Raw genomic sequence first — 25,158 nt, 5'->3', positions numbered from 1 at the left:
TTTCCGAATTGATTACTATCATTTTTATCACACATTAAAAATAGTGTCAACTTATATTTTGAATTTTTACGTATTACATTCTATTTGAAAATGTAAAATATGACTTTTAAGTGAATAATATTAGAATATTTATGTTCCATACTATATTAACTACTCTAACAGGTTTATAGTAATATACGATAAACGTAAGACAGCACGAGTAGGAGGAAAGGATTTTGTCTACTTCAAAAGTTTTAAAAGGAACTGCTTTATTAAGCGGCGCAACAATGATTTCACGTATATTAGGTTTTATATACTTCTTCCCTTTTCAACTATTAGTCGGAACACAAGGGGTCGCTTTATATGGATATGCATACTCTTGGTACGGAATTTTATTAAGCTTTTCAACTGCCGGTATCCCTATTGCCGTTTCCAAATTTGTTGCAAAGCATAATGCGCTTGGTGATTATAGTACAAGCAAAAAATTATACAACTCTAGCGTAAAATTAATGTTGTTTATGGGATTTTTAGGGTTTTTAGTTTTATTTATTGGAGCACCATACATATCACAATTTATTATTCGCTCGAAAACGCCAGATCCACAATTTATCTCTGACGTAACACTTACGATGCGAGCATTAAGTTTTGCACTTATTATCGTACCAGCTATGAGTGTTACACGTGGTTATTTCCAAGGTTTTCAACATATGAAACCAAGTGCTGTTTCTCAAGTCGTGGAACAAATTGCACGTGTTGTTTTCATTTTAGTTGGTAGCTTTATCGTCTCAAAACTATTAGGAGGTTCCGTAGCCTCTTCTGTTGCAGTTGCTACGTTTGGAGCTGTTATCGGAGCACTTGCAAGTGTCTCTATTTTAATGATGTACTGGAAAAAATATAATGGGTTAAAACCTCCCGAAGGTGAATTAAAATCAAGAACATCCCATATCCCATTAAAAAATATTTATATAGAATTACTTCGCTATGCAATCCCAATTGTATTTGTCGGCATCGCAATTCCACTTTACACGTTAGTAGATCAATATACTGTAGCTGATGTCCTTAGAGCGATGGGAGAGCCGTTAGAAACAGCAAATGCAGTTTTCGCTTATATAACGAACTATGCCCAAAAGTTAATTATGATTCCAGCTTCACTTGCAACTGGATTCTCCTTAACGATCATTCCGGCTATAACGAAATCTTATACAAGCGGGAAATTAGAAGAATTACAAGAACAAATTTCAAAGATATTTCAAGTCTTGTTATTCTTCACAATCCCGGCTGCATTTGGTCTTGCTAGCATCGCTTACGATGCATTCCGCATGGTTTATGTAAATCCTGAAATCGCACTTGGTGGATCACAATATTTAATTTCATTCGCACCGTCTGCTATATTAAGTGCGATTTTCACAGTTTCAGCAGCTATTTTACAAGGAATCGATTATCAAAGAAAAACAATGATTGCATTCTCAGCCGGAATTCTCGTTAAAGTTGTAGTAAATACACCGCTCTTACATTTATTTGGCGGACACGGTGCTGTACTTGGAACCATTCTTGGATACCTCGTTTCCAATAGTATTATGTTGTACTGCATCGTTAAGTTTGCGAAATTTAAAATTGGTGAGACAGCAAAAACAGTATTTCTTATTACAATTTACTCCGCAGCAATGTCTGCTGTTGTGATGGCATTAAAATCAATTTTAACATGGTTAATTCCTGGACAAACTTATATGGAATCACTTCTCATTGTCGTTATATGTGGCGCCGCTGGAGGGTTTGTTTACCTTTTATTCGTATTAACAAGTGGACTTGCTTCACATATTCTCGGTGATAAGATTCAACGATTACCAGTACTAGGTAAATTGATTAAATAAAAAGAAAGAAGGGGTGTAACTCATTGTTACATCCCTTCTTTTTTACTTCACATATTGAATACGCTTTTGCTGTTCAGCAATATTTAATTCCGGAGCATGGTGTTCTACTAACTGTAATAGCTCCTCGATTAACACTTCTAACTCCTGTACACTATACTCCGGTTTCCCTATTAACGCATTCGCCATACGCTCATATAAGTTTTCAGGCTTAATACTCATTCGTTCCACATTATTCGGCATCCATTTAAACGCTGGGTGATGTACATACATTTTATTCAAACCAAATAAGACTCCAAATATATTTCTTTGTGCTTCACAAATAACATCATATAACATAAGACAGTCTTTTCGTTTTAAAAGCGCCTCTCGATTATGCCAGCGATTGCTTAACCAAAGATTTTCTGAAATCATCCGTTTCGCTAGATTTTCTGGATATGCTACCACTCTATCTTTTAATGCATGTACTTTCTCTTCTCCATACAAACTAACACCGTCATGCACGGATGATACAATACATTGTTTTTCATAACTTATATCATATTGATCCACCACATCCGAAATCACTTTCTCTACTGTTTCTGTTAAAAAGTTACTAATCTCTAATTTAATTCCTTCTTTCGTCAAATACGTTTCCGACCATTCTTCTTCCTCATAAGGATGATATGACAAAATTGTTCCACCAATATAGTTAATAGGCCCTTTACGATCCTCATTCTCTGGTGGCATTGACCATAAAATATGTAGTTCTATATCTGAATGTTCATCTTCTAGCTTTCTAGCTACTGAACCGGCTAAAATAATAGCCTCCACTTTTGGGTTCTTCCTATAAATCTCTGACATTTCTATTGCTTTCTCTTTTAATCCCACTTCATTTCCCCCTATAATTGCATTACAGCCTTACTTCATTTACTTATTTCGATATTACACATTGTATTCCCTTTTCAAAGTTCCACTACATCATATTTCTACCCAATAACGTTGTACAATTTCCCCAGTATGAGAAGAAACTACTTCATTTTCTAACACACCGCCAACCTTTTGAATCGTTTTAGCCGAAGCGATATTAGCTTTATCACAAGTTATTAACACTTTCTGCAATCCTAATTTTTGTGCTTCATCCAATGCAAATTGTAGTTGTTTCGTAGCGTAACCTTGGCGACGTTTATTTGGATGGACACTATATCCAATATGACCACTTTCTCGTAATAATTCTGAGTTTAGTCGATGTCTAATATTTACAAAACCTATAAGTTCCCCTTTTTCAAAACTTAAAAATTGGCTAGATGGTACTCTATTAGCTTTTAAGTTTTCCCCCACTTCTTGTATATTCACTTTTTCAAACCATTCATCGAGAGAATCATAATTTTGTAAAGAACTACTGCCGTGTGGTTGTTCATCAGCATGTAAAAACGCATCGCGATACTCCTTAATTTGTTCACTATATTCATGTGTTGGTTTTAATAGTTTCATTGTTATTCTCCCCCTCTTTACAACCTAAAACAAACACCTTACTCGTAACAATTTCACGAGTAAGGTGTTTTTATCATTTTCATTCAAATAATCCCATACTCAAATAACGCTCACCTGTATCAGGTGCAATACATAAAACTTTTTTACCAGCGCCTAATCGTTTTGCAATCATAATTGCGGCATAAACAGAAGCTCCGGAAGACGGCCCTACTAATAAACCTTCTTGTCTAGCTAAGTTTCTCATTGTCGTTAAAGCCTCTTCATCTGCAATTTGAATAATTTCGTTATACACTTCTGTATTTAAATTTTTCGGGATAAACCCCGGACTTGTTCCTACTAGTTTATGAGGACCTGGCACACCGCCTGATAAAACGGGAGATCCTTTCGGTTCTACTACTGCAATATATAAGTTTGGTAGTTTCTCTTTTAACGTTTCACCAGTCCCTGTAATAGTTCCACCAGTTCCAGCCGTTGCTACGAATGCATCAAGCTTTCCATCCATTTGTTCATAAATTTCAAGTGCAGTCGTATAACGATGAATATTCGGGTTTGCTGGATTTTCAAATTGTTGTGGAATAAAACTATTTGGTATTTGCTTTTGCAGTTCTAACGCCTTCGCAATTGCTCCTGGCATTCTTTGTTCTGCCGGTGTTAAAACTACTTCTGCTCCGTATGCTTTTAATAAATTTATACGCTCTTTTGACATATTATCTGGCATAATTAAAATCGCTTTATATCCTTTTGCGGCTGCATTCATTGCTAAGCCTATTCCTGTATTTCCACTTGTCGGTTCAATAATTGTATCTCCCGGTTTGATGAGACCATTTTCTTCTGCAACGTGCAGTAAATTATAGGCAGCACGGTCTTTCACACTGCGTGATGGATTAAACATTTCTAGTTTTACATACACATCTGCTGCGTCTTCTGGAATAAATTTAGATAATCGGACGACAGGTGTATCTCCTATTAATTCTGTTACGTTTTCACATAATTTCATGGCGCATCCCCTATTCTATCGTTTTCTTATCACTTGGTAATAACCAAGAAGTAAGTCCAATTAATGGTAGACAACTACATAGTAACATAATGAATTGTAGACTATATATGTCCGCTAATTTCCCAAGGACTACAGATCCTAAAGCGCCGAGTCCAAACGCAAGCCCTACAATTAATCCAGATACCATTCCTACTTTTCCAGGAACAAGCTCTTGCGCATATACAACAATTACACTAAAACTACTTGAACTAATAAAACCGATACATAAAAATAGCGGTACGACCCATACGAGCGAAACGTGGGGTAATAAAAGTGCAAGTGGGGCTGAACCTAGCATTGAAAATACAATAATTGTTTTCTTTCCAAATCGATCTGCTAATGGACCACCAAAGAAGGTTCCTAACACACCAGCAATCATAAATGCGAATACGAAATACTGAGCATTTTTTATCGATAAACCGTAATGCTCAATTAAGTAAAATTGATAAAAGTTCCCAATACCAGCACCGTACCAAGATCGTACAAAAGTAAGAAAAACAAGAAGTAAAATAACAAATTTAATATGTGTACTTACAATCGCATTTTCCGCCTCAAGCGCAGCCCTCTTTTTTCTCCTCACAGCGCCAGTCGCTAATTCATTCCTATACCAATTTGATACGAAAATTAATAATACAATTCCTACCACCGCAAAGGCCGTAAAACCTAAAGAACCAATTTGCCCAAGCGGAACGAAAATTAAAGCTGTAAAAATAGGAGCTAGAGAATTACCTGTATTTCCTCCCACTTGATAAATCGCTTGCGCTAAACCTCGTTTCGTCCCTGCTGCCATATAAGCAACTCGGGCGCCTTCTGGATGAAAGACTGCGGAACCTAATCCGATAAATAAAACAGAAATAATAACAATAATAAAGTTCGGTGCAAACGCGAGTCCAATCATCCCAAGCATACTCGAAAACATACCGAGCGGTAATAAAAATGGTGACGGCTTCTTATCCGAATACATACCAAAAACCGGTTGCATAATCGATGATGTCATATTTAACGCAAACGCAATCCACCCTACTTGCATATAGGATAAATTCATCGTTTTTTCCAAAATAGGAAACAACGCGGGCACAACTGCTTGCATCGAATCATTTAAAAAATGACCGAAACTAATCGCAAATAATATTCGATATATTGTCGGTGTTTCTACTCTGTTTTTTTGCGAAACTGCCTGCATATGTGTATTTCTCCTTCCTGTACAAAATATATATTTATTACAGTAGGTGTAATAAATTCTGACTTTTGAAACATTTCTATTCTATACTGGTTTCATTTCTTTTTCCAGAAATATCACCTTTTAAATAATATATTTTTTCTATATGCTTTATCGGATTTATTTATAGAAATTTTCTATATTTTCTTTTATACTAAGGCAGAGATGAAGGAAAGGATGACAACTATGAAGAAAAAAACAAAGGGAATCGTTGCACTCTCAATCACATTATCTATGTTTTTAACAGCATGTGGTCAAAAACAAGAGGCAACAACTACCGGAGAGAAGAAAAAAGAATCTTCGAAACAAGTGTTAAACATTGTAGAAGCTGGGGAAATTTCTACACTTGATTCATCTATCGCAACCGATGGGTTTTCTTACGCTGCATTAAACAACGTAATGGAAGGATTATATATGCCTGGTCCTGATAACAAACCTGTTCCGGCAGCAGCTGAATCATACAAACTGAGCGAAGACGGAAAAACATATACATTTACATTACACGATTCAAAATGGTCAAATGGCGATCCAGTAACTGCCCATGATTTTGAATATGCATGGAAACGTGCCGTTAATCCAGAAACTGCTTCTGAATACGCACATATTATGTTCGATATTAAAAACGCTGAAAAAATAAATAAAAAAGAATTACCAATTGATTCATTTGGTGTAAAGGCGATTGATAATAAAACTCTTGAAGTACAGTTAGAACACCCTGTTCCATATTTTTTAGGTTTAATGGGATTTGCAACATTTTATCCTCAAAACCAAAAGATAGTAGAAGCGCAAGGGAAAAATTACGGGCTTGAAGCTGCAAATGTAGTTTATAATGGGCCGTTCCAATTAAGTGAATGGAAACATGATACAAGTTACAAAATGACGAAAAACCCGAACTACTGGGATAATAAAAATGTGAAGCTAAATGAAATTAATGTAAATATCGTAAAAGATACTTCAACAGCCGTTAATTTATTTGAAAGTAAACAAGTAGACCGTATTACGATCAATTCAGAGTTTGTTGATAAATATCAAAAAGATCCAAGCTTAAAGAAAATGGAACGTCCTTCTGTGACATTTTTCCGATTTAGTCAAAAGAATCCTTTATTAGCAAACAAAAATGCTCGTAAAGCTATTTCGCTTGCTTTTGATAAACAAGGAATCGCAACAACGATTTTAAACAATGGTTCTATACCTGCGAATGCATTCGTTCCAAAAGGATTCGTAAAAGGACCTGACAATAAAGATTTTCGCAGTACAAGTCATGTAAAAGTAGAAACAAATGTGAAAGAAGCTAAAACACTATGGGAAACTGCGAAAAAAGAAACAAATTTACAAAACGCTTCTCTTTCAATCATAACAACTGATGAATCTAACGATAAAAAAATTAGTGAGTTTTTAAAAGGTGAACTGGAGAAAAACTTACCTGGACTAAAAATCACATTACACCCACTTCCAGTAAAAGCATTTTTAGATCGTGAAGGAAATGGCGATTTTGAAATTTCACTTTCTACTTGGGGACCAGATTATCCTGATCCTACAACATTTTTAAATATGTTCGTCACAGACGGACCGTTTAATAAGATGAGTTACTCAAACAAACAATACGACGAATTAATTGAAAAAACGAGCTCTACTTTAGTAACGGACTTACCAGCACGTTGGAAAGCGTTCCAAGATGCTGAGAAAATCTTACTTGAAGATGATGCAGCCATTGCTCCAATCTTCCAATCAGGGCTTGTATATTTAGAACGTCCAACCGTAAAAGGTGTTGTTATTCGTCCATTTGCAGGAATTTATTCTTATAAATGGGCTTCTATTACAGAATAATAAAAAGGCGATCCTAAAACATATTAGGATCGCCTTTTTATTAAATTGCAAAACGCTTATACTTTTCGTAATCGCTCGTCTTACATTCTACTTCTAGTTTCGTACCTTCGTTTTCATAACTCGTAGATAGAACGTGCGCATGATTATTGAAATAAGAAACTACCTGTCCTTGATCATATGGAATTAACATTTCACACTTCGTATACTCTTTATAGATGTGTGAGCGAATCATTTTTACAAGTTCTTCAATTCCAACGTGTTTCTTCGCTGATAAATAAACACGGTCTTCTTGTACTTTCGGAATTTCAACATCTACCATATCTGATTTGTTATAAGCATAAATTGTTGGAATATTTTCTACTCCAATTTTCTTTAACGTTTCATTTGTAATATCAATTAACTGTTCATAATTTGGATTTGCGTAATCTACAACATGAATAAGTAAGTCTGCTTCCGCTACCTCTTCTAATGTTGAACGGAATGCTTTCACAAGATGATGCGGTAATTTACTTACAAATCCAACTGTATCTGTTAATAAGAATGATTTGTTATCTGGTAAATCAATATTTCGCACCGATGTTTCTAACGTTGCAAATAACATATCTTTTTCAAATACTTGTTTTTCTTCTGTACCATTGTAAATTTCAAGCATCGCATTCATCGTCGTTGATTTTCCCGCGTTCGTATAACCTACTAATGCTACAACAGGAATTTCATTTTTCTTACGTTGTTTTCGCTGCGTTTGACGCTGCGCAACAAGAGCTTCTAAATCTTTATTTAAAACTGAAATTTGTTCTTCAATTTTACGACGATCCAACTCTAATTTCTTCTCACCGACACCTTTATTTTTCGTACCAACACCGCCGCTCTGTCTTCCTAACGATTCACGAAGACCAATTAAACGAGGCATCATATACTGAAGGTGGGCCACTTCTACTTGCAACTGCGCTTCTTTCGTTTTCGCACGTTGCGCAAAAATGTCTAAAATTAATATGGTACGGTCAATTACTTTACAATCTAAATCTGCTTCTAAATTTCGAATTTGAGAAGGCGATAATTCGTCATTAAAGATGACCATATTCGCACCTACTTCATTTACATAGGCTGCTACTTCTTCAATCTTTCCTTTTCCAATATAATGGGATGGATTTACACGTTGTAAATTTTGCGTCACTTGTCCAATTACCTCTACATCACAAGCTTCTGCAAGATTCGTTAGCTCTTCCATCGAATATGCAAAATCATCCTCATTACCTAAATTTACTCCAACTAAAACTGCTCTTTGTAATAATTCTTCCATATATTTATTCCTCCATTTCGATTACGTAAAATAAAAAACACAGGTCGCTGCCTGTGTTTTCGTAAACGGATAAGGGTTCACCAAAGAAATAGAAGAAAGTTGTGCTTTCATCCTATCTCATAGTTAAAAAGTCCCAAGATCGTATGCGTATCCACTATAAGTGTTCACCTATACAATCCCATTCTATTTATAAAGGCAAAACAAAAAGAGGGCGTATTCGTCCCTCCCTCTTTTTCACATATAAGCTTAATAAAGGGTTCCTTTAAAATAGGCAGACCAATCCCGTTCACTCTGCACACAGACAGAGCCTTTGAGCGCTATTCAATTATTGGCACAAAGTATTGAGACGTAATCTGATTAAGATCAAAGGAAGCCCCTCCGTTCATTTTAAGTTACATAAAGTGTAGCATAAGTAATTCGCTTTCACAAGATTAAACCACCTATAGAAACAGAAAGAAAATCTTTATATATTTACTTTAATCGTCATTTTTTGCGAGTTCTTCTCACAACAAAAACAATGATTAATAATAGACAAATGGAAATGATAGCAACTTGCCACCAACTGAAACCGCTCACCATCTCCCCTTTTAAATCCACTTTCTTCGTTGGAACAGACTCTTTTGCAATTTGACGTAAAGCCACTTTGTCCGCCCCTGCCTCATCTAATCTCTTCGTTCCACTACAACTATTTGTGTGTAATTGTTTTTCAGATCCTCTTTGAGAAGAATATATTAAGTACTCTCCTCCTTCCACGAAATGAAACACACAATCACCACCATTTGTATATACAATAATTTGCGAAGAATTTGTCCCTTTCCAAATTTTCTTCACTTCAAATAATACTTCAATTCCACCTCCTTCTTTCCTTCCAACCTCAATTACTTGTCCCTCAAACACTACATCGTTTTTTTGAAAAGCCTCTTCTGCTGATACGTTAATACAATCACAAGCATAAGATTTCTCTGGAAAAATAATAAAAATAAAGCTACAAATAATGACAAAAGGCAACATACGTAAAATTCTTTTCAAGGAGCCCAACTCCCTTCATTATCAATTTTAGAAACTTCTCGTATATTATTTTTACAACACTCGCTAAATTCCTCCATAGTAAGCTAAGTCGTTCAATACACTAAAAATCTATATTGACATTTTTATAACCTGGTATTAGTATCAGGTTATAAAATAAAGTTAGGAGCTGTTCCTATGAATTCTAAATCCCGTATTACTGCAATTGGTACTCATGTTCCAGAACAAATATTATCAAATCATGATTTAGAAAAAATGATCGATACGAATGATGAATGGATTGTACAAAGAACAGGAATGAAGGAAAGAAGAATCGCTAGCGAAGATGAATACGCCTCAAACTTAGCCATTAAAGCAGTTGAAAATTTATGTACAACATATAAGAAAAACTTAGAAGATGTCGACTGTATCATTGTCGCTACTACTACTGCTGATTACGTTTTCCCTAGTGTTGCTTGCCAAATACAACAATACTTCAACATACCTCATACAATGGCATTTGATTTAAATGCCACTTGCGCTGGTTTCACATATGGCTTGCACGTCGGTAATAGCTTGATTACTTCTGGATCACATAAAAAAGTACTTGTCGTAGCGACAGAGACATTATCAAAAGTTACTGATTACACCGATAGAACGACCTGCATTTTATTTGGCGATGGTGCTGGAGCTATTTTATTAGAAAGAGATGAAAACAAACCGAGCTTTATCGCGTATCATATGGGCACAAACGGTGACGGCGGAATTCACCTATACAGAACAAATTTATCTACCACTATGAATGGCACACAACTACAAACAAATGAAAAAATCGTTCAAAATGGGAGAGAAGTATATAAATGGGCAACACGCACAGTACCAGCAGGTATAAAAGAACTATTACATACCGCAAATATGCAAAAAGATGATATAGACTGGCTCATTCCTCATAGCGCTAACTTACGCATGATTGAATCTATTTGTGAAAAATCTCAAATTCCAATACAAAAAACATTAACGAGCGTGGAATATATGGGGAATACATCTTCTGTCTCTATTCCACTCGCTCTAGATTTAGCTAGAAAAGAAGGAAAATTAAGTAACGGAGACACACTTTTACTGTACGGATTTGGTGGTGGTCTTACACATTTAGGTCTTATTGTGGAGTGGGATTTAAGTTAAATGCATGAAAAAGAGGTTCTAGTCAATAACTAGAACCTCTTCTTTAATTTCTTTCTCCTTTTTGAGACCATATCACAACAGGAATAAGCATGAAAGCTAAAACCCCTCCAGCTAATGATAATGCCGCATAACTTGAATTCGCCACTACCATACCTGACATCGCTCCGCCTGAAGCTCCAGCTAACGCAATAAACACATCTATTTTCCCTTGTGTTTTTGCACGTGTGGAAGGTATAGTTGCATCAACAATTTGAGCAGTACCACTGATTAAACCGAGGTTCCACCCTAATCCAAGTAAAGACAAAGCAACGATTAATAGTATTAAAGAATCACTTGGTGCTATTGCAGCTATGACACCTGCTGCTAGTAAATTTACTCCGCCTGCTATACTCATCGTAGTTCTACCGATTTTATCAATTAACATTCCTGTAACAAGAGACGGAAGATACATTGCCCCCACATGAAAACCAATTACAAGTCCTACTGCACTTAATCCATGACCGTGGTGTCCCATATGAACTGGCGTCATCGTCATAATCGCAACCATCACGATTTGCGTAAGTATCATTACGATAGCTCCAACTGTAATGCCTCTTTTATTTTCTTTCGCTTTTTCTATTACCGCTTGCCCTTTATATGTATGTTCTTGTTTATATGATTCTATCATATTAGCAATAAGTAACGGATCTGGACGTAGCATAACAAAAAGGACAAGACCCGCCAGTATAAACGCCGCCGCTGATAATATGAATGGGCCAGCAAGTTCAGGAATTCCAATTGAATGAGCAAACCTTCCCATTACACCTACTAAATTTGGACCTGCGACTGCACCAAAAGTCGTCATTACCATCGTAATACTAATGGCAGTTGCTCTTTGCTTCTTATTCGCTAAATCCGTTCCAGCATAACGCGCTTGTAAATTTGTAGCTGTGCCCGCGCCATATATGAGTAAAGAAACTAGTAAAAGAATAATACTATTTATTAAAGCTGCCAATACAACTCCAATAGCCCCTAGTCCACCTACTATAAAACCCGCTGCAAGCCCTACGCGGCGACCATACTTTTGCGATAACTTCCCAACAAAGAAAGCCGCTATCGCAGATCCCATCGTAAACATAGCAGCCGGTAAACCTGCAAATGCATCTGTCCCAAGCATTTGCTGCGCAAGAAGTGCACCTACTGTAATCCCAGCAGCTAACCCAGCTCCGCCGAACATTTGTGAAATACTTACGATTATTAACGTTCTTTTGTATAATTTTTGTTGCTCTTCCTCTGTATACATACGATTACTTATTAAAGCCCCCGCCTTATGTAACAATTCTTCATCCTCCCTTTGAAATTAAACCCTCTTGTTAATGTACTATGTTTAACATTACATATTCAATGCCGTTTTCTATTTATCTCTTTCATTCTAAAAAATTTTCTAACCAAACTCGACTTCTCTTATGCTATATTAAAAATATTACTATTCACAATATGTAAGGGGAAAACAAAAAAACAGGCTGCTATTAGCCTGTTTTTTTACACTTCCTCTACTACTCTTCCACTTTTCTTTTTACTCAAAACCTTTCTTTCCGAAAATAACAAACTTACTAAAGCACAAATTAAAATAATTGGCACACTCGCTTTATATAAATCTGTAAAACTCATCGCCATCTGATTCTTAGCATAATGGTTTACATCATTCGAAAATGCGAGTACTTCTTTCTTTATACTTTCCTCTTGTTTTTCAACTTCATTTGTCACTTGATTCATAACTTCTTCTCTTTTTATATCTCTATATTCTACTGGAACAGCATTTAACACTTCATCTACTTTTTGGTGGATTAATTCGTCTTTTTTCTCTTTATGTAACCCTACAAATTTTTCATTTTGATGCTTTTCTACATTCGTTTCTATACTTTGATTCTCTATTTTTTCTTTTGTCATTTGTAATATCTCCGCTCGCTGAGTATTACCTACATGAATATTACGCACCTTTTCTTCTGCATAACGATATACATTCTCTTTATTTACAGTTAAGTTGTGAGTTAAGTTAGATACAAATATTGCGACCGCTAAAACAATACCTACTTGCCGCAACATTGACACGACACTTTGAGAAGCAGTTAATAATTCCCCTTCAAACGAAGAAGCACTTAAAACTGTAATTGGACCTACTACTAAACCATACCCAACACCTAGTATCATACATGGAATAATAATTTCTATATTTGTTGAATTAACATCAATCATTTGCAGCCAATAATAAGATAAGCCCATAACAAGAAAGCCTGACAAAATAATAGTTACTTTTCCGAGTTTTTTAATTAAAGTTGCTGCAGCTGGTGAGACAAAAAATATCATTGCTGAAATAGGTGTCACTAAAAAAGCTGCTTCAATTTCCGTTCGACCTTGTATTTTCGTCAAGAACGTCGGAAGCAATACAGTAACTCCAATTAAAAATACATTACTTAATATGACAACGATAGATGCTCCGACAAACATTCGATCTTTAAATAAATTTAAATTCACCATGGGGTTATGAATCTTTCGCTCTACTAAAACAAATAGAATAAGAGAAATAGTGCTAATTGCATAACAAAACAAAGCTATATTACTTTGCCATCCCCATGTATTACCTTTTACTAATATGAGAGTAAAAGAAAAAATTGCTAAGCTACTTAATAGTAGTCCTACCCAGTCTATTTTTGAGATAATACGTTCTTCATTTTTTATTTTTAACATAGTGCAGCATAAAATGATTCCAAGAATACAAATTGGAACATTTACGAAGAACACCCATCTCCAACCAAAATTTTGTGTAATAATTCCACCTATTACTGGTCCCATTGCAGCTGACAGACCTTGTGTTACGCCTAAAATTGCAAGTGCAACATGCCTCTTAGCTAACGGCATAGCTGATACACCAATTACCATACTAGTTGGAAATAAAATCGCTGCCCCTACACTTTGTATAAAGCGAGAAAAGATAAGAAAATCCCCTGTATTAGCAAAAGCACAAAGTACCGATCCACCACCAAAAATCACCAGACCAAGAATATACATCTTTGCTTTTCCAAAGATATCAGCTATCCGCCCTAGCGGGATAGCAAGTACTGCTATTGTCATTGTATAAACATTTAATACCCAAGACATTTTTTCCAATGAAGTATTTACACTCGTTTGTATCGCCGGTAAAGCTATATTCATAATTGTTGTATCAATCATACAAAGAAATATACCTAAGCACATTAAAAAGACAATCTTAATACCCTTTGATTGCTCCATGTTCATCTACCCCTTTATTTATAATGAACGTGTTTTTCATTCTTCCATTTTATCGTGTTCTTTTGCTTCTAGTTGTTCTAGTTTTCTTTTCAAAGTCTCTACTTGAGCACTATAAGATGCAATACCTACATCGAGTGAAATTTCCTCGACAAAAGTAATACCGTTTCTCCACTTTTCATATTTCAAACGAAGATCCGTAATATATGCTTCTTTCTTTTCAATTTCATCCTCAATCCATTTTTTAATTGCCTTATCATCACTATAATTACCGAAATACATCCTCATTAAAAAATCTGAACGCAAAACATCTTTCTCTACATCCGTTTGCATGTATTGATAAAACTCTTCACGCCCCTCATCTGTAATAAAGTACATTTTCTTATTTGGTTTCCCTTCTTGCATAACAACTTCTTTTTTTATTTTCCCCTCTTTTTCCAACTGACGTAACGTTGGATAGATCATTCCAAAACTTCCATCAAAGAAATGAGTAAATACGTCTTCAAACACAATTTTAATATCATAACCAGATAATTCTTTTTCCATTAGTAAGCCTAAAACAACATCTCTTCCTTTCAAAATAAGACCCCCACATAGTATATAATCAATAATCATATTAACATTATTAATATGATTATTGATTATATACCTTATTCTGTTATTTGTAAAATGTTTCTAAATAAAAAACACCCTGTAATTTTATTGTTCAAAATTACAGGGTATTTCTACTTTATATTTCATAAACAAACTTTGTACTATTTTACAACTACATCTTAATTCGTTTTAAAATCTTCTGTCTTACCCTCTTTCATCTCATAATAATACGAAGGTAATTCTATATTATGTTCTAAAAGGTAATCTTCAATTAACGAAATAATCACTTTCAATGTTTTCAAACGAGCGTATAATTTATCGTTACTCGCGATAATTTGCCATTTCGCATTTGGTCTATTTGTTTTTTCAAACATTTCTTCCATCGCTTCAACATACTCGTCCCATTTTTCACGGTTACGCCAATCTTCATCTGTAATTTTCCATCTTTTCAAAGGATTGTTCTCTCTATCTTTAAACCTCTTTAACTGTTCATCTTTACTAATATGATAGAAAAACTTCCCGATTATATAATGATCATCTGTTAGTAGTTTTTCAAAATCATTAATCTCGTCATACGCTCTCGTCCACTCTTCCTTTGTAGCAAAACCTTCAACACGCTCCACTAACACACGGCCGTACCATGAGCGATCAAAAATAGTAATTTGCCCATACTGAGGTAGCTTCCGCCAGAAACGTTGCAAGTAATGGTATCGTTTTTCATGAGGTGCTGGTGCTCCAATTGGATTTACTTGAAACCCACGCGGATCAAGGTGTTCCGTCACTCGTTTAATCGCCCCACCTTTTCCAGCCGCATCCCAGCCTTCCATAACGAGCATAACTGCAATTTTTTCTTCTTTTACAATTTGCTGCAACGCTAATAAGCGCCTTTGATATTTTTCAAGTTTCTTATTGTACTTAGATTTTGATTCAATTCTTTTCGTTACATCTACTTTAGCAAGAACTCCATTTTCCATAAAACAAATCCCCCTTGTTGTATGACAATGTTATTTTAACATATTATTGGAAATTTTTTCACATTAGAAAAAACTGTGTAGAAAAATCTCTACACAGCTTCCTTCTCTAATTGCACATCTACTTCAATATTCTCATTTTTATTTTTCATGGCTTTCATAAAGAATATAGCAGTTAATATAACGGTAATAACTGCACCTATAATATAAGATGTGTTTAACGGGATATTAAAACCAATTTTCGCATTTAAAATATAAATAACAGTCATAAGCGTCATAAATATCGCTGGAATTAAGGAAACAACATACGGCTTTCCTTTTATGAATAAATACATTGTTCCAATCCATAACGCAATTGCTGCAGTCGATTGATTAGCCCAAGAGAAATATCTCCATAATAGTGTGAAATCAATTTCCGTTAAACCATATGCAATTACAAACAACGGAATTGCAATAATTAAGCGGTTTTTCAATTTCGTTTGCTCAAAGTTAAAATAGTCCGCAATGATAGAACGTGCCGCACGGAATGCGGTATCACCAGATGTAATTGGTAATACAATTACTCCGATAACAGCGATCGTTCCGCCGACAGCACCTAACATTGTCTTCGAGATTTCGCTTACAACCGCAGCTGGTGTACCTGATTTAATTAACTCATTTAATTCACCGTATGAGAAAATACTCATCGCGGCCGCTGCCCAGATCATCGCAATAATCGCTTCCGCAATCATCATGCCAAAAAATACATATCTGCCGTGCTTTTCAGTTTGAAGTGTCCGTGAAATAATTGGTGATTGTGTTGCATGAAATCCTGATAAAGCACCACATGTAATTGTCAGCATTAATAATGGAAAAATCGGCGCATTATCTGGATGCATATTTTCAAACGTTAATTCTGGGATTGGAGAACCTTTTATTATCATCATTCCCCCTATGCCAATAGCACTTATTAGCAATAATGCACCTAATACCGGATAAATTTTCCCTATGATTTTATCAATCGGCAAGATTGTAGATAAAATGTAATATACAAAAATAACAGTTAGGATAATAGTTATTGACACTTTCCCTTGCAATACAATATCAAGTAATGATGCTGGTGTTGTAATAAACACAGTTCCTACTAATACTAAAAGTAACAGTGAAAAAACATTTACAATGTGTCTCATTGCATTTCCTAAAAACTTCCCTGCTAATTCAGGAATATGCGCCCCTTTATTTCGAATAGAAATCATCCCTGTAAGATAATCATGAACAGCACCTGCAAAAATAGCCCCTATTACGATCCAAACAAAGGCAACTGGTCCATATAAAGCACCTAATATTGGCCCAAATATAGGTCCAGTACCTGCAATATTTAATAATTGAATCATAGAATTCTTTCGCCTATCCATAGGTACATAATCTACGCCATCTTGGTTCACATAGGCCGGTGTCTTTCTTTTGTAATTGACTCCAAATATTTTTTCAATAAACTTTCCGTATGTAAAATAACCAATTATCAATACGACGATTGATGCTAAAAATGTAATCATTACTATCCCCTCCCCTTTACAGAAAATGCTTTCCTATTTCCATATAAGAAAACGCTTTCAATTTATTCTAGCATATTTAACCAAATTAACTAAATGGTTTTTATAGAATTTTTAGTATATTCTTTTTATAATAAAAACATCCCCCTCATAACAGTAAGAGTAACTTGATTATTCGTAACTTAATCCATTCCAACGATAAGGCTTAGTACCTCAATACTTATATACACAATTACTGCATTACATGGATTCAAATCTAATAACATTCCAGAAATAAATATATACAAAAATAACAATTGTAGAAAAATACCGCTTCCCATACTTACGAGTTCTTTCAATATATCTTCCCCCCTAAATCGCATGGTATATTATCTCAAAAAGAGAAGAAAATAACAAACAAATTCATTAAAGAATGGGAGCTCTCAAAAAATGAAACGAAAAATATTAACTCTCTTTACGCTTATATGCTTAGCACTACCAATACAAGCTAGTGCATACACATTTCAATCACTACCAATTGCATCAAAGTCTAAACAATGGTATATCGAAATTGATAAATCTCATAACGTAAACAAGCAAGCAATCCAGCCAAAACAAGGTGTATTTGATACATATAGTTTACTCGTAAAAAACATCGGTCATGATGTATCAAACGTATCCGTGGAAATACTTGATAACAATCCTACCTCTAAAGCTACCTTTAAACCTACTACACCTAATGAAAATATTTCTAAAAGTCATACAAGCTTTGACTACATGGTATTCCCATTAGACTTTAATAGCCATAATTTTAAAGTTGTGATTACTTGGGAAGAAAAGAACTTTTCTTACAACGGCCATCCAGTAAATGAAAGTAAAAAACTGAAACAAACATTTGTATTTAATGAAGAGTAAGCCCTAATTTAATTAGGGCTTACTCTTCATTTACAAAACCAGTTTGAATGGCTTCTGTCACTTCTTTTGTGATGTCCAGTTTTGTTGCATCGGTGCTAATTTTCTTATGCCAAATATGCACGGAAGGCTTTTCGTTACAAAAATGTTTTATTAATACTAGTTGATTATATGCTAGCTTATTTTCTCTATGGGTAGCAATATAGACTGTGAAATTTTTTGCTTCAAAGATCTTTTCCTGCAAAGTATATTGGTTGTCCCATTCCTTTGCGACTATATCGTTCAAATTTTTTATAAGCATATAAGTCGTTCCCACCTTCCCTTATATCATCAATCAAATCTTCGAATACTCGGCACACATAATGCTACTCCAATTGTTACAAGTACTAAAATAGCTAATGTTATAATCGTTATCTCGCCACCTATGACAGTAGCTAACCATCCTACAACTACATAACCTAGTGGCAATAAAGCAAATGAACCTAACATATCAAGGCTTGCCACTCTTCCAAATGCTTCTTCTGGCACGAGCTCTTGTAAACTCGTTTCCCAAATGAGTCCAAATATCATCATACCGAACCCTTCAATTGCCATTAATACAATTAAAACAGGTGCCCAAGCAATAAACGGCATTATTAAAAGCGCACAACCACTTATTAAAACACCACCATAGGCAAGTATTCCCCGCTTATACCACCGTTCTCTCCCGCCGAATATTAGCGCAGCAACTACAGCTCCAACACCAGAGGATGCCATTCCTAATCCATACACGTATGCTTCAAAATGATGATGAACATTAAATAACCATGGAATTAATACGACAATAATTCCTGCATAACAAATATTGATAAAAGAAAAAACTAAAATTGTAATCCATAGCCACGGATGACTTTTTAAAACGAAAACACCTTCCATAAACTCTTGTTTGTAATCGATCTTTCTTTTTTCAATCGTTTTTACTTTTTTAAACTTTATTTCCCTTAAAAATAATAAACAAAAAAATGATAACAAATATGTTACTGCATCTAGTCCAAACCCTATTCCAGCAGATGCAACTGAAACGATTAATCCTCCAAGAGCCGGTCCAATTAGTCGTATACCTTGATTGCTCATTTGCGTTAATGCATTAGCTGCATTTCGAATTTCTGGTACAAATACTTTCGCTCTTACAGCCGCATATGCTGGCTGAAATATCCCTTCCATAAGTCCATATAATGCTATGAGGACATATAGAAGCGGAATTGTTAAATCATCCATAAATATAAGTGTTGCAAGTAATAGCATTAATATGCAGCGAACTATATCTGTAAATAACATTACTTTCACTCGATCCATTCGATCTACGATTAATCCCGCAAACGGTAACGCAAGAATATTAGGAAGCATGTACATTGCCATAGTCATTCCCATTACAACTGTTGATCCAGTTAATGAATATACAACGACTGGCAAAATAACCATCGTTATCGAACTACCTAAAGTCGAAAGCAATTGCCCGATCCATAAAAATTTAAAATGTGGTGACGCTTTAACCGGCAATAACAATTTACCGATATAACTTAAACTTTTCTCTGTTGGTATTTCCCCTTGCATATACCTCTCCTCTTTTCAAATTAAGTTAACAATAAAAAAACAGAAAATTTAATCTTCAACACTTTTAATTATATATGAAACGGTTTAATTATTGGTAAAAACATAAAAAAGAAACTCATACTGAATCTAAAAATATTACATGTTAAATATAAATAAAAAAGGTGTTTTCATAAGTGAAAACACCTTTTTTATTTATAATTTTAAGTTCTTCTTCAATGTCCAATATTTTTCTTGCGCATTTTCAAATGAAAATTCTACCCAGCCATTTGGATCTTCACGATATACATTTACTTTTGTACCATTTTCTAGTTTTCCAACTTCATTTTGTGTCACATTTGGTACACTCTTAATTGGATTGTTAAACGGGAATGGAACTTGATAGTAAGATCCTACCGATTGGACAGTAGCTTTTGCATCTTTTGCATAATCTTTATATGGAATCGCTTCACTTAATACTTCTACATTTAATGTATTAGGGTTTTTCGGTAGTCGTTTTGCATTTTGGTAATCTGCTTTATTAAAAGGCTTAATGCGTTCCATGATATTAGCGATTTTCCCAGCCCATGCTGTATCTGTTGAATACATAACATTCATTGCTGGCAATGTGTAACCTTTGAAATATCTTGCACCATCTTCTAAGTAGTTCTTTTTTACATAATCAGCGTTATATGAAATACTTAGTCCGTATGACGGTAAATATTTTGCATATGCAAATGGATCACGATCATATGCTCTTAAACCAAATAAATTATGTTTACGATATGCAATTTCTGATTTACCGTAACCAGATTCTAAGATTGCATGTGCAGCTAAGTATAGTGCATTCACACCATACTCATTTTGCGCTTTAATAAAGTCTTGTCCAATTCCAACTAACGGGCTATCTGGATGGAATCTTTGAATATAATTATCAATCTCTTGCGCTGTTACGATAGATGGTAATGTCACATCTAGATTAATATATGATGGTTGTTCAGCAGGAACATCCTTTTTAATTTGCATCGCTCTATATAACAATTGTGCATAGCTTTCACGTGTTAATACACCTGATGGATCAAATCCTCCAAGCTCATTCCCTATTGATACACCATTAGATTGCAATGCACTAATTGCTTCTTTTGCCCACCAATATGATGCATCTATATCATTAAATGTATGTGGTGCTTTTACTTCTAATTTAAATGCTCTTTGCAAAATAACAGACATTTCAGCACGAGTTAATGATTCTTTCGGTCTAAACGTTCCTTTATCATCACCTACGAAAATCCCCATATCTGTTAATGCTAAAATTTCCTTTGGGAACATTGTCGTTCCTGCACTAATATCAGAGTATGGATTTTTATAATCACTTTTTGCTTCTGGTTTTAATGCGCGATACATTAATGCTGCTACTTGCTCACGAGTTACAACATCTCCGAAGCCGAATTTACCATTATCGTAACCTGCAATAATCCCTTTTGACGTTAAATCATTAATTGCTTCAAGTGCCCAATGATTTTTTGGAACATCTGGAAATTCTTTTGTAGATGCAAACGAAGTTGCTGGAGCCATCACTACTTGAAGCGCGACTGTCACTGCTAACACATTAGAAATAACTTTTTTCATAAATTTTTTAACACGTTTTTTATATGCTTGTCCCGTGTTAACTTGCCTCCCTTTATCGTATAATTTTCCCTATTAAACTAACAAACTCTTAAATAGTCAACAGTAAAAGTATACGTGATAAAAATCAACTAATCTACCATTATTTTATTTATAATCAACATAATACGATATATCTTTTTATTTCGATACAAAATTACATAAAATCACATAAAAAGCCCATCTCTATAAAGGCGATGGGCTTAGTAATCAACATTATTATTTTGTTAAATGGGATTTAGAAACATCAAAGCCTTTCCACTCATAATAATCTAAAATCCCCTCATAAATTGCCTCAGCAGCTATTTGTCTTCCAGATTCTGAAGCTAACTTCTCATAATCTGTACTATTATCTAAGAATGCTAGCTCCGTTAGTACTGCTGGCATTTCATTTTCTCTTAGTACATAAAAATCTTCTGGTTTTACACCACGATCTCTTGTATCTAGAGCTTTAACTAATCTCTTTTGTATTTTATTAGCTAACATATAACTATCTTTTTCACGTTCAGTTAATTCTTTCTTTTCAGATCCTTTATAATAAAAAGTTTCTGTTCCATATCCATCATGTTTTTGAGAAGCATTTGCATGGATACTTACAAAAATATCTCCATTATGTTCCTTTGCGAAATCCACACGCTTTTTAAGGTCTTCTCCTTGTTTTTCATCAAGGCGAATATCTGTTTCACGTGTTAACATCACGCGGAATGGAGTTTGTTTCTCTATTAAACTTTGTAATCTTTTAGATGTATCTAATACAATATCACTTTCATGTAATCCTTGCGTTGCCTTCCCAGGGTCTGTTCCTCCATGGCCCGGATCAATAATAATTACCTGTTCTACTAAAGGGTTACCTATTTTAAGAGAATCTGACTTTGCAATAAACTTCGCTGCTTCTGCTTTCGTTACAGTTTTATTAGGTAACCACTCTGTTTTATTTACACCTTGTGAAATATCTAATTCTACTAAAATGTTGGCCTTATCTTTCCCCCAACTATCATTTAAATCTGCAAATTTTGTTTGTACTGGTTGTTTTACTTTTGCCTCTAATTTATATGCTTCAACAAGCATCGCTGCCATTGAAACTCGGTCAATTTTCCCAGTTGGATCGAATACGCCCGCTCCTTTCCCTTTAACAACGCCAGCTTTTTCTACGGCTGCGATGAATGGAGTATACCATTGGTTTTGAGAATCACCGAAAGATGGTTTAGCATTTGTATCGATTCGTAAGTTTAAGATTTTAGCCATCATTGTAGCTGCTTCTGCACGAGTGATTTCTTTTCCTGGCTCAAACATTCCTTTTTCGTTACCTGTAACTGCACCTTTCTCTACTAAATAGTAAATAGAGTCTTCCGCCCAATGTTTAGCTGGGACATCTGGAAATTTTTTCGTTTGCGCGAAACTACTAGATGAATAAGATAATATACTAGCTGCAATTACTCCTGCTGCGATTATTCTATTTTTCATAGAATATATTCCCCTCTCAAGTACGATGTATTTATGTAACAGACTAATTATAGTTCTGAAAATTAGTAATAGTCAATTGAAAATTGTATAATTTTGTATTATTATTGTATTTTTTGTCATACATAACTATAGTTAAAAACTATAAGATTTTATTAAGAGGAGAGATTCATATGAGCAACAATTGGAAAGATATAGAGCACCGTATGTATACAATGTGTATGATTCAGCGGAATAACAAAGTATTGTTAATACAGCGCCCCAATCACCTTGGCTTCCCTGGTTACATCGCTCCCGGCGGAAAAGTAGATTTTCCAGAAAGTATCGTTCAAGCTACTAAACGGGAAGTAAAAGAAGAAACTGGATTACTTGTTTCAACTTTAACCTTTAAGGGATTAGATGAATACGTAAATCCGAAAGAAAATGTTCGTTATATGGTATTTAACTATTGGACAGATTCATTTGAAGGTGAACTCCTTTCGAATCCTCCTGAAGGTAAATTATTATGGGTACCAATCGATACAGCACTAAATCTTCCTATGCAAGATTGGTTTAAAGAAAGATTTCCATTATTTTTTGAAAAAGGTACGTTTGAAATTCAACGTGTTTGGGACAAAGACTTAGATAAACAAGTCGCTATGACAATTACCCATACGTAAAAAAAGCTTGGAATCTCTCCAAGCTTTTCTTACTTCTCCTCTATTTTCTTAATCTCATAATCAATTTCTAAAAACTTAACTCCAAATATCCACATTTTATGGTTAGCTTCTAACATTTGATTGGTGCCCTCTTTAATAATAAACGTCTCAGCTAACGGTAAACGGATTGTAAAGAAACGAGTATGTATATAGATCCCCTCATCTCCCTTACCATTTCTTCTCAGCTTACTAGTAATAATTAAATTATTATTATCATTACGTAATTTTAAAACCCCCGTCATATTCGAATATGGTAGAGGCAATGCGATATTCATATATGTCTCATTCTTATACGTATGTTTTGAGTAAAGAGCTACAAAAATAGATGCTCCTGCTTCATTTTTCCTTAACCAAGCTCTTACACTCTCCCTTCCATCCTTCTCATCCATTATCCCTATGATAGAGCCGTGCATCGTTTCCCACTTGCCGCCCATTCCTAAATGTATTTGTCCTACACGCTTACTCATTTTCTCATAGCAAAATGCAAACGGGCGGAACCAGCGAGTCCATTTAATATGCGATTGTAATTCATACTCTGTTGTATTTTCATAAAAACGAATAATACTTACAGGAATCTTGGCCCTATCAAATATCCCACTATGGAAATCATTCATTTTATCAACTAAACCTTTGTATTCCTTGCTATCTATTACATTTCTGTTATGTAAAAATGCTTCACCAACTGTCGCCTCTCCTCTTAATCTGCTCATTGGTTTCCCGTAATATTTATAGTTCGGAACACTCTTTTCAATCATCCAGCCGACAAATGCCGGCAACGCTACTCCAATTCCATTAACAACACCGTGAATCCAAACCATTTGAGCAATTGTAATCGTCATTACATGTTTCAAATTCCCATACGAATATATAAGTGAAAACATAATTGTTACCATGAGCGTACTAGACGATATGATTAGGAGGATTTTTGCACTGATAGCATTAAATTTCGCCCGCCAAACATAAATTCCATACCCATAAATCGCACATAAATATAGGAACACTGCAAAAAATTCAAATACCCTTGAGTACGTAATTCCAATCGCAACTGTCATCGGTGAAATGACTATAATAAACATAATTGCATCATATACTTTACTGCTCTTTTCTCTCTTCCGCCCTATTAAACCAGCTGATAATGGCAATAGAAATGCAGAGTAATGAAAATGTGCAGCGGTAAGCAAAATGATGTCAGAACTAAAGTGCATAATGGAGAGTTTTGCTACAGAAGCAAAAAACCAAAAACCACCTAAAAACAAATAAATAAACGCACTATCGATAGCTGTCTCTTCTAACGGTGTCCATCCTCTTTCTAGTAATCTATTTATACCAAATAACGCAACGATCCCCGTATATACAAACCAAATTATCGCAAAGATATATTGATTTGTTACGAAAGCTAACATTGCACAAATCGCTGCTATCGGATATAAAAACGATACGGATTTATAAAATAATACATACGATCCATTTCGTGCTCTTTTATCAATAATACAAAAAGACATCGGTATACATAACAAAATAGATAATAAAATAATTGCTTCAACTGGGTTTACATTTGACCACTCACATATTAGAAAAATAATATAACAAGCAAGCCCAACTATTATATTTTTCATATCAT

Annotated in this window: 22 protein-coding genes; 5 read left to right on the top strand and 17 right to left on the bottom strand. The window is 34.8% G+C overall.

Features of this window, described 5'->3' with window-relative positions:
* The first annotated feature begins 215 nt into the window (after positions 1 to 215).
* Positions 216 to 1,850, top strand: coding sequence for a putative polysaccharide biosynthesis protein (locus tag RCJ96_RS11255; protein WP_416503668.1), 1,635 nt, complete (start codon positions 216 to 218; stop codon positions 1,848 to 1,850).
* A gap of 42 nt (positions 1,851 to 1,892) precedes the next feature.
* On the opposite strand, the gene RCJ96_RS11250 is transcribed toward RCJ96_RS11255, so the two are convergent.
* From RCJ96_RS11250 to RCJ96_RS11235, 4 genes are all read right to left on the bottom strand, one after another.
* Entirely contained in the window at positions 1,893 to 2,717 is an 825-nt protein-coding gene (locus RCJ96_RS11250) for a DUF4037 domain-containing protein (RefSeq protein WP_416503667.1), read from the bottom strand.
* A 90-nt stretch (positions 2,718 to 2,807) separates the two neighbouring features.
* Positions 2,808 to 3,320 carry a GNAT family N-acetyltransferase gene (locus RCJ96_RS11245; RefSeq protein ID WP_416503666.1) on the bottom strand — a complete coding sequence of 171 codons (513 nt, stop codon included), beginning with the start codon at positions 3,318 to 3,320 and terminating at the stop codon, positions 2,808 to 2,810.
* A gap of 79 nt (positions 3,321 to 3,399) precedes the next feature.
* Entirely contained in the window at positions 3,400 to 4,317 is a 918-nt protein-coding gene (gene cysK, locus RCJ96_RS11240; RefSeq protein WP_016134140.1) for a cysteine synthase A, read from the bottom strand.
* A gap of 10 nt (positions 4,318 to 4,327) precedes the next feature.
* Positions 4,328 to 5,539 carry an MFS transporter gene (locus RCJ96_RS11235; RefSeq protein WP_416503665.1) on the bottom strand — a complete coding sequence of 404 codons (1,212 nt, stop codon included), beginning with the start codon at positions 5,537 to 5,539 and terminating at the stop codon, positions 4,328 to 4,330.
* A gap of 222 nt (positions 5,540 to 5,761) precedes the next feature.
* Between RCJ96_RS11235 and RCJ96_RS11230 the strand changes: the two genes are divergently transcribed.
* Positions 5,762 to 7,402: a peptide ABC transporter substrate-binding protein gene (locus RCJ96_RS11230; protein ID WP_416503664.1), complete on the top strand. Its 1,641-nt coding sequence runs from the start codon at positions 5,762 to 5,764 to the stop codon at positions 7,400 to 7,402.
* A 40-nt stretch (positions 7,403 to 7,442) separates the two neighbouring features.
* Here RCJ96_RS11230 and hflX read toward each other — a convergent pair whose 3' ends face one another.
* Both hflX and RCJ96_RS11220 read right to left on the bottom strand, forming a co-directional pair.
* Positions 7,443 to 8,702 (bottom strand): GTPase HflX, encoded by a 1,260-nt coding sequence (gene hflX, locus RCJ96_RS11225; protein ID WP_044790464.1) that lies wholly within the window; start codon positions 8,700 to 8,702, stop codon positions 7,443 to 7,445.
* A 483-nt stretch (positions 8,703 to 9,185) separates the two neighbouring features.
* Positions 9,186 to 9,731 (bottom strand): hypothetical protein, encoded by a 546-nt coding sequence (locus RCJ96_RS11220; RefSeq protein ID WP_000821911.1) that lies wholly within the window; start codon positions 9,729 to 9,731, stop codon positions 9,186 to 9,188.
* Between the two features lie 174 nt (positions 9,732 to 9,905).
* Between RCJ96_RS11220 and RCJ96_RS11215 the strand changes: the two genes are divergently transcribed.
* Positions 9,906 to 10,889, top strand: coding sequence for a ketoacyl-ACP synthase III (locus RCJ96_RS11215; RefSeq protein ID WP_074610678.1), 984 nt, complete (start codon positions 9,906 to 9,908; stop codon positions 10,887 to 10,889).
* A 43-nt stretch (positions 10,890 to 10,932) separates the two neighbouring features.
* On the opposite strand, the gene RCJ96_RS11210 is transcribed toward RCJ96_RS11215, so the two are convergent.
* From RCJ96_RS11210 to RCJ96_RS11185, 6 genes are all read right to left on the bottom strand, one after another.
* Positions 10,933 to 12,171 (bottom strand): MFS transporter, encoded by a 1,239-nt coding sequence (locus tag RCJ96_RS11210; protein ID WP_416503840.1) that lies wholly within the window; start codon positions 12,169 to 12,171, stop codon positions 10,933 to 10,935.
* Between the two features lie 239 nt (positions 12,172 to 12,410).
* Positions 12,411 to 14,159 carry an MFS transporter gene (locus tag RCJ96_RS11205; protein ID WP_416503663.1) on the bottom strand — a complete coding sequence of 583 codons (1,749 nt, stop codon included), beginning with the start codon at positions 14,157 to 14,159 and terminating at the stop codon, positions 12,411 to 12,413.
* A 36-nt stretch (positions 14,160 to 14,195) separates the two neighbouring features.
* Positions 14,196 to 14,735 carry a PadR family transcriptional regulator gene (locus tag RCJ96_RS11200; RefSeq protein ID WP_416503662.1) on the bottom strand — a complete coding sequence of 180 codons (540 nt, stop codon included), beginning with the start codon at positions 14,733 to 14,735 and terminating at the stop codon, positions 14,196 to 14,198.
* Between the two features lie 194 nt (positions 14,736 to 14,929).
* The gene (locus RCJ96_RS11195) at positions 14,930 to 15,724 is read right to left on the bottom strand and encodes a polyphosphate kinase 2 family protein (RefSeq protein WP_416503661.1); all 795 of its coding nucleotides are present in this window, start codon (positions 15,722 to 15,724) and stop codon (positions 14,930 to 14,932) included.
* A gap of 89 nt (positions 15,725 to 15,813) precedes the next feature.
* Entirely contained in the window at positions 15,814 to 17,256 is a 1,443-nt protein-coding gene (locus RCJ96_RS11190) for a carbon starvation CstA family protein (protein ID WP_416503660.1), read from the bottom strand.
* Between the two features lie 179 nt (positions 17,257 to 17,435).
* A complete protein-coding gene (locus RCJ96_RS11185) occupies positions 17,436 to 17,591 on the bottom strand; it encodes a hypothetical protein (protein WP_175574548.1) in 156 nt (51 codons plus the stop codon).
* 91 nt (positions 17,592 to 17,682) lie between these two features.
* On the opposite strand from RCJ96_RS11185, the gene RCJ96_RS11180 reads away from it, so the two are divergent.
* Entirely contained in the window at positions 17,683 to 18,147 is a 465-nt protein-coding gene (locus RCJ96_RS11180) for a hypothetical protein (protein WP_000823325.1), read from the top strand.
* 19 nt (positions 18,148 to 18,166) lie between these two features.
* On the opposite strand, the gene RCJ96_RS11175 is transcribed toward RCJ96_RS11180, so the two are convergent.
* The 4 genes from RCJ96_RS11175 to RCJ96_RS11160 form a co-directional block, all read right to left on the bottom strand.
* Positions 18,167 to 18,445 carry a hypothetical protein gene (locus tag RCJ96_RS11175; protein WP_000905834.1) on the bottom strand — a complete coding sequence of 93 codons (279 nt, stop codon included), beginning with the start codon at positions 18,443 to 18,445 and terminating at the stop codon, positions 18,167 to 18,169.
* 29 nt (positions 18,446 to 18,474) lie between these two features.
* The gene (locus RCJ96_RS11170; protein ID WP_074610981.1) at positions 18,475 to 19,737 is read right to left on the bottom strand and encodes an MFS transporter; all 1,263 of its coding nucleotides are present in this window, start codon (positions 19,735 to 19,737) and stop codon (positions 18,475 to 18,477) included.
* A gap of 192 nt (positions 19,738 to 19,929) precedes the next feature.
* Positions 19,930 to 21,342, bottom strand: a complete 1,413-nt coding sequence (locus RCJ96_RS11165; RefSeq protein WP_416503659.1) for an S-layer homology domain-containing protein — start codon at positions 21,340 to 21,342, stop codon at positions 19,930 to 19,932.
* Positions 21,343 to 21,597: 255 nt separating this feature from the next.
* Complete coding sequence (locus RCJ96_RS11160; RefSeq protein WP_074540116.1) at positions 21,598 to 22,842, bottom strand: N-acetylmuramoyl-L-alanine amidase; 1,245 nt, start codon at positions 22,840 to 22,842, stop codon at positions 21,598 to 21,600.
* 170 nt (positions 22,843 to 23,012) lie between these two features.
* On the opposite strand from RCJ96_RS11160, the gene RCJ96_RS11155 reads away from it, so the two are divergent.
* Positions 23,013 to 23,498 carry an 8-oxo-dGTP diphosphatase gene (locus tag RCJ96_RS11155; protein WP_074540117.1) on the top strand — a complete coding sequence of 162 codons (486 nt, stop codon included), beginning with the start codon at positions 23,013 to 23,015 and terminating at the stop codon, positions 23,496 to 23,498.
* 29 nt (positions 23,499 to 23,527) lie between these two features.
* Here the strand turns inward: RCJ96_RS11155 and RCJ96_RS11150 are convergent, their stop codons facing one another.
* On the bottom strand, positions 23,528 to 25,153 hold the full coding sequence (locus RCJ96_RS11150) for a YndJ family protein (RefSeq protein ID WP_416503658.1): 1,626 nt from the start codon (positions 25,151 to 25,153) through the stop codon (positions 23,528 to 23,530).
* Positions 25,154 to 25,158 lie beyond the last annotated feature (5 nt).

Source organism: Bacillus sp. BSL6 (genome assembly GCF_052928345.1).
This window is presented reverse-complemented; position numbering and strand designations above follow the sequence as displayed.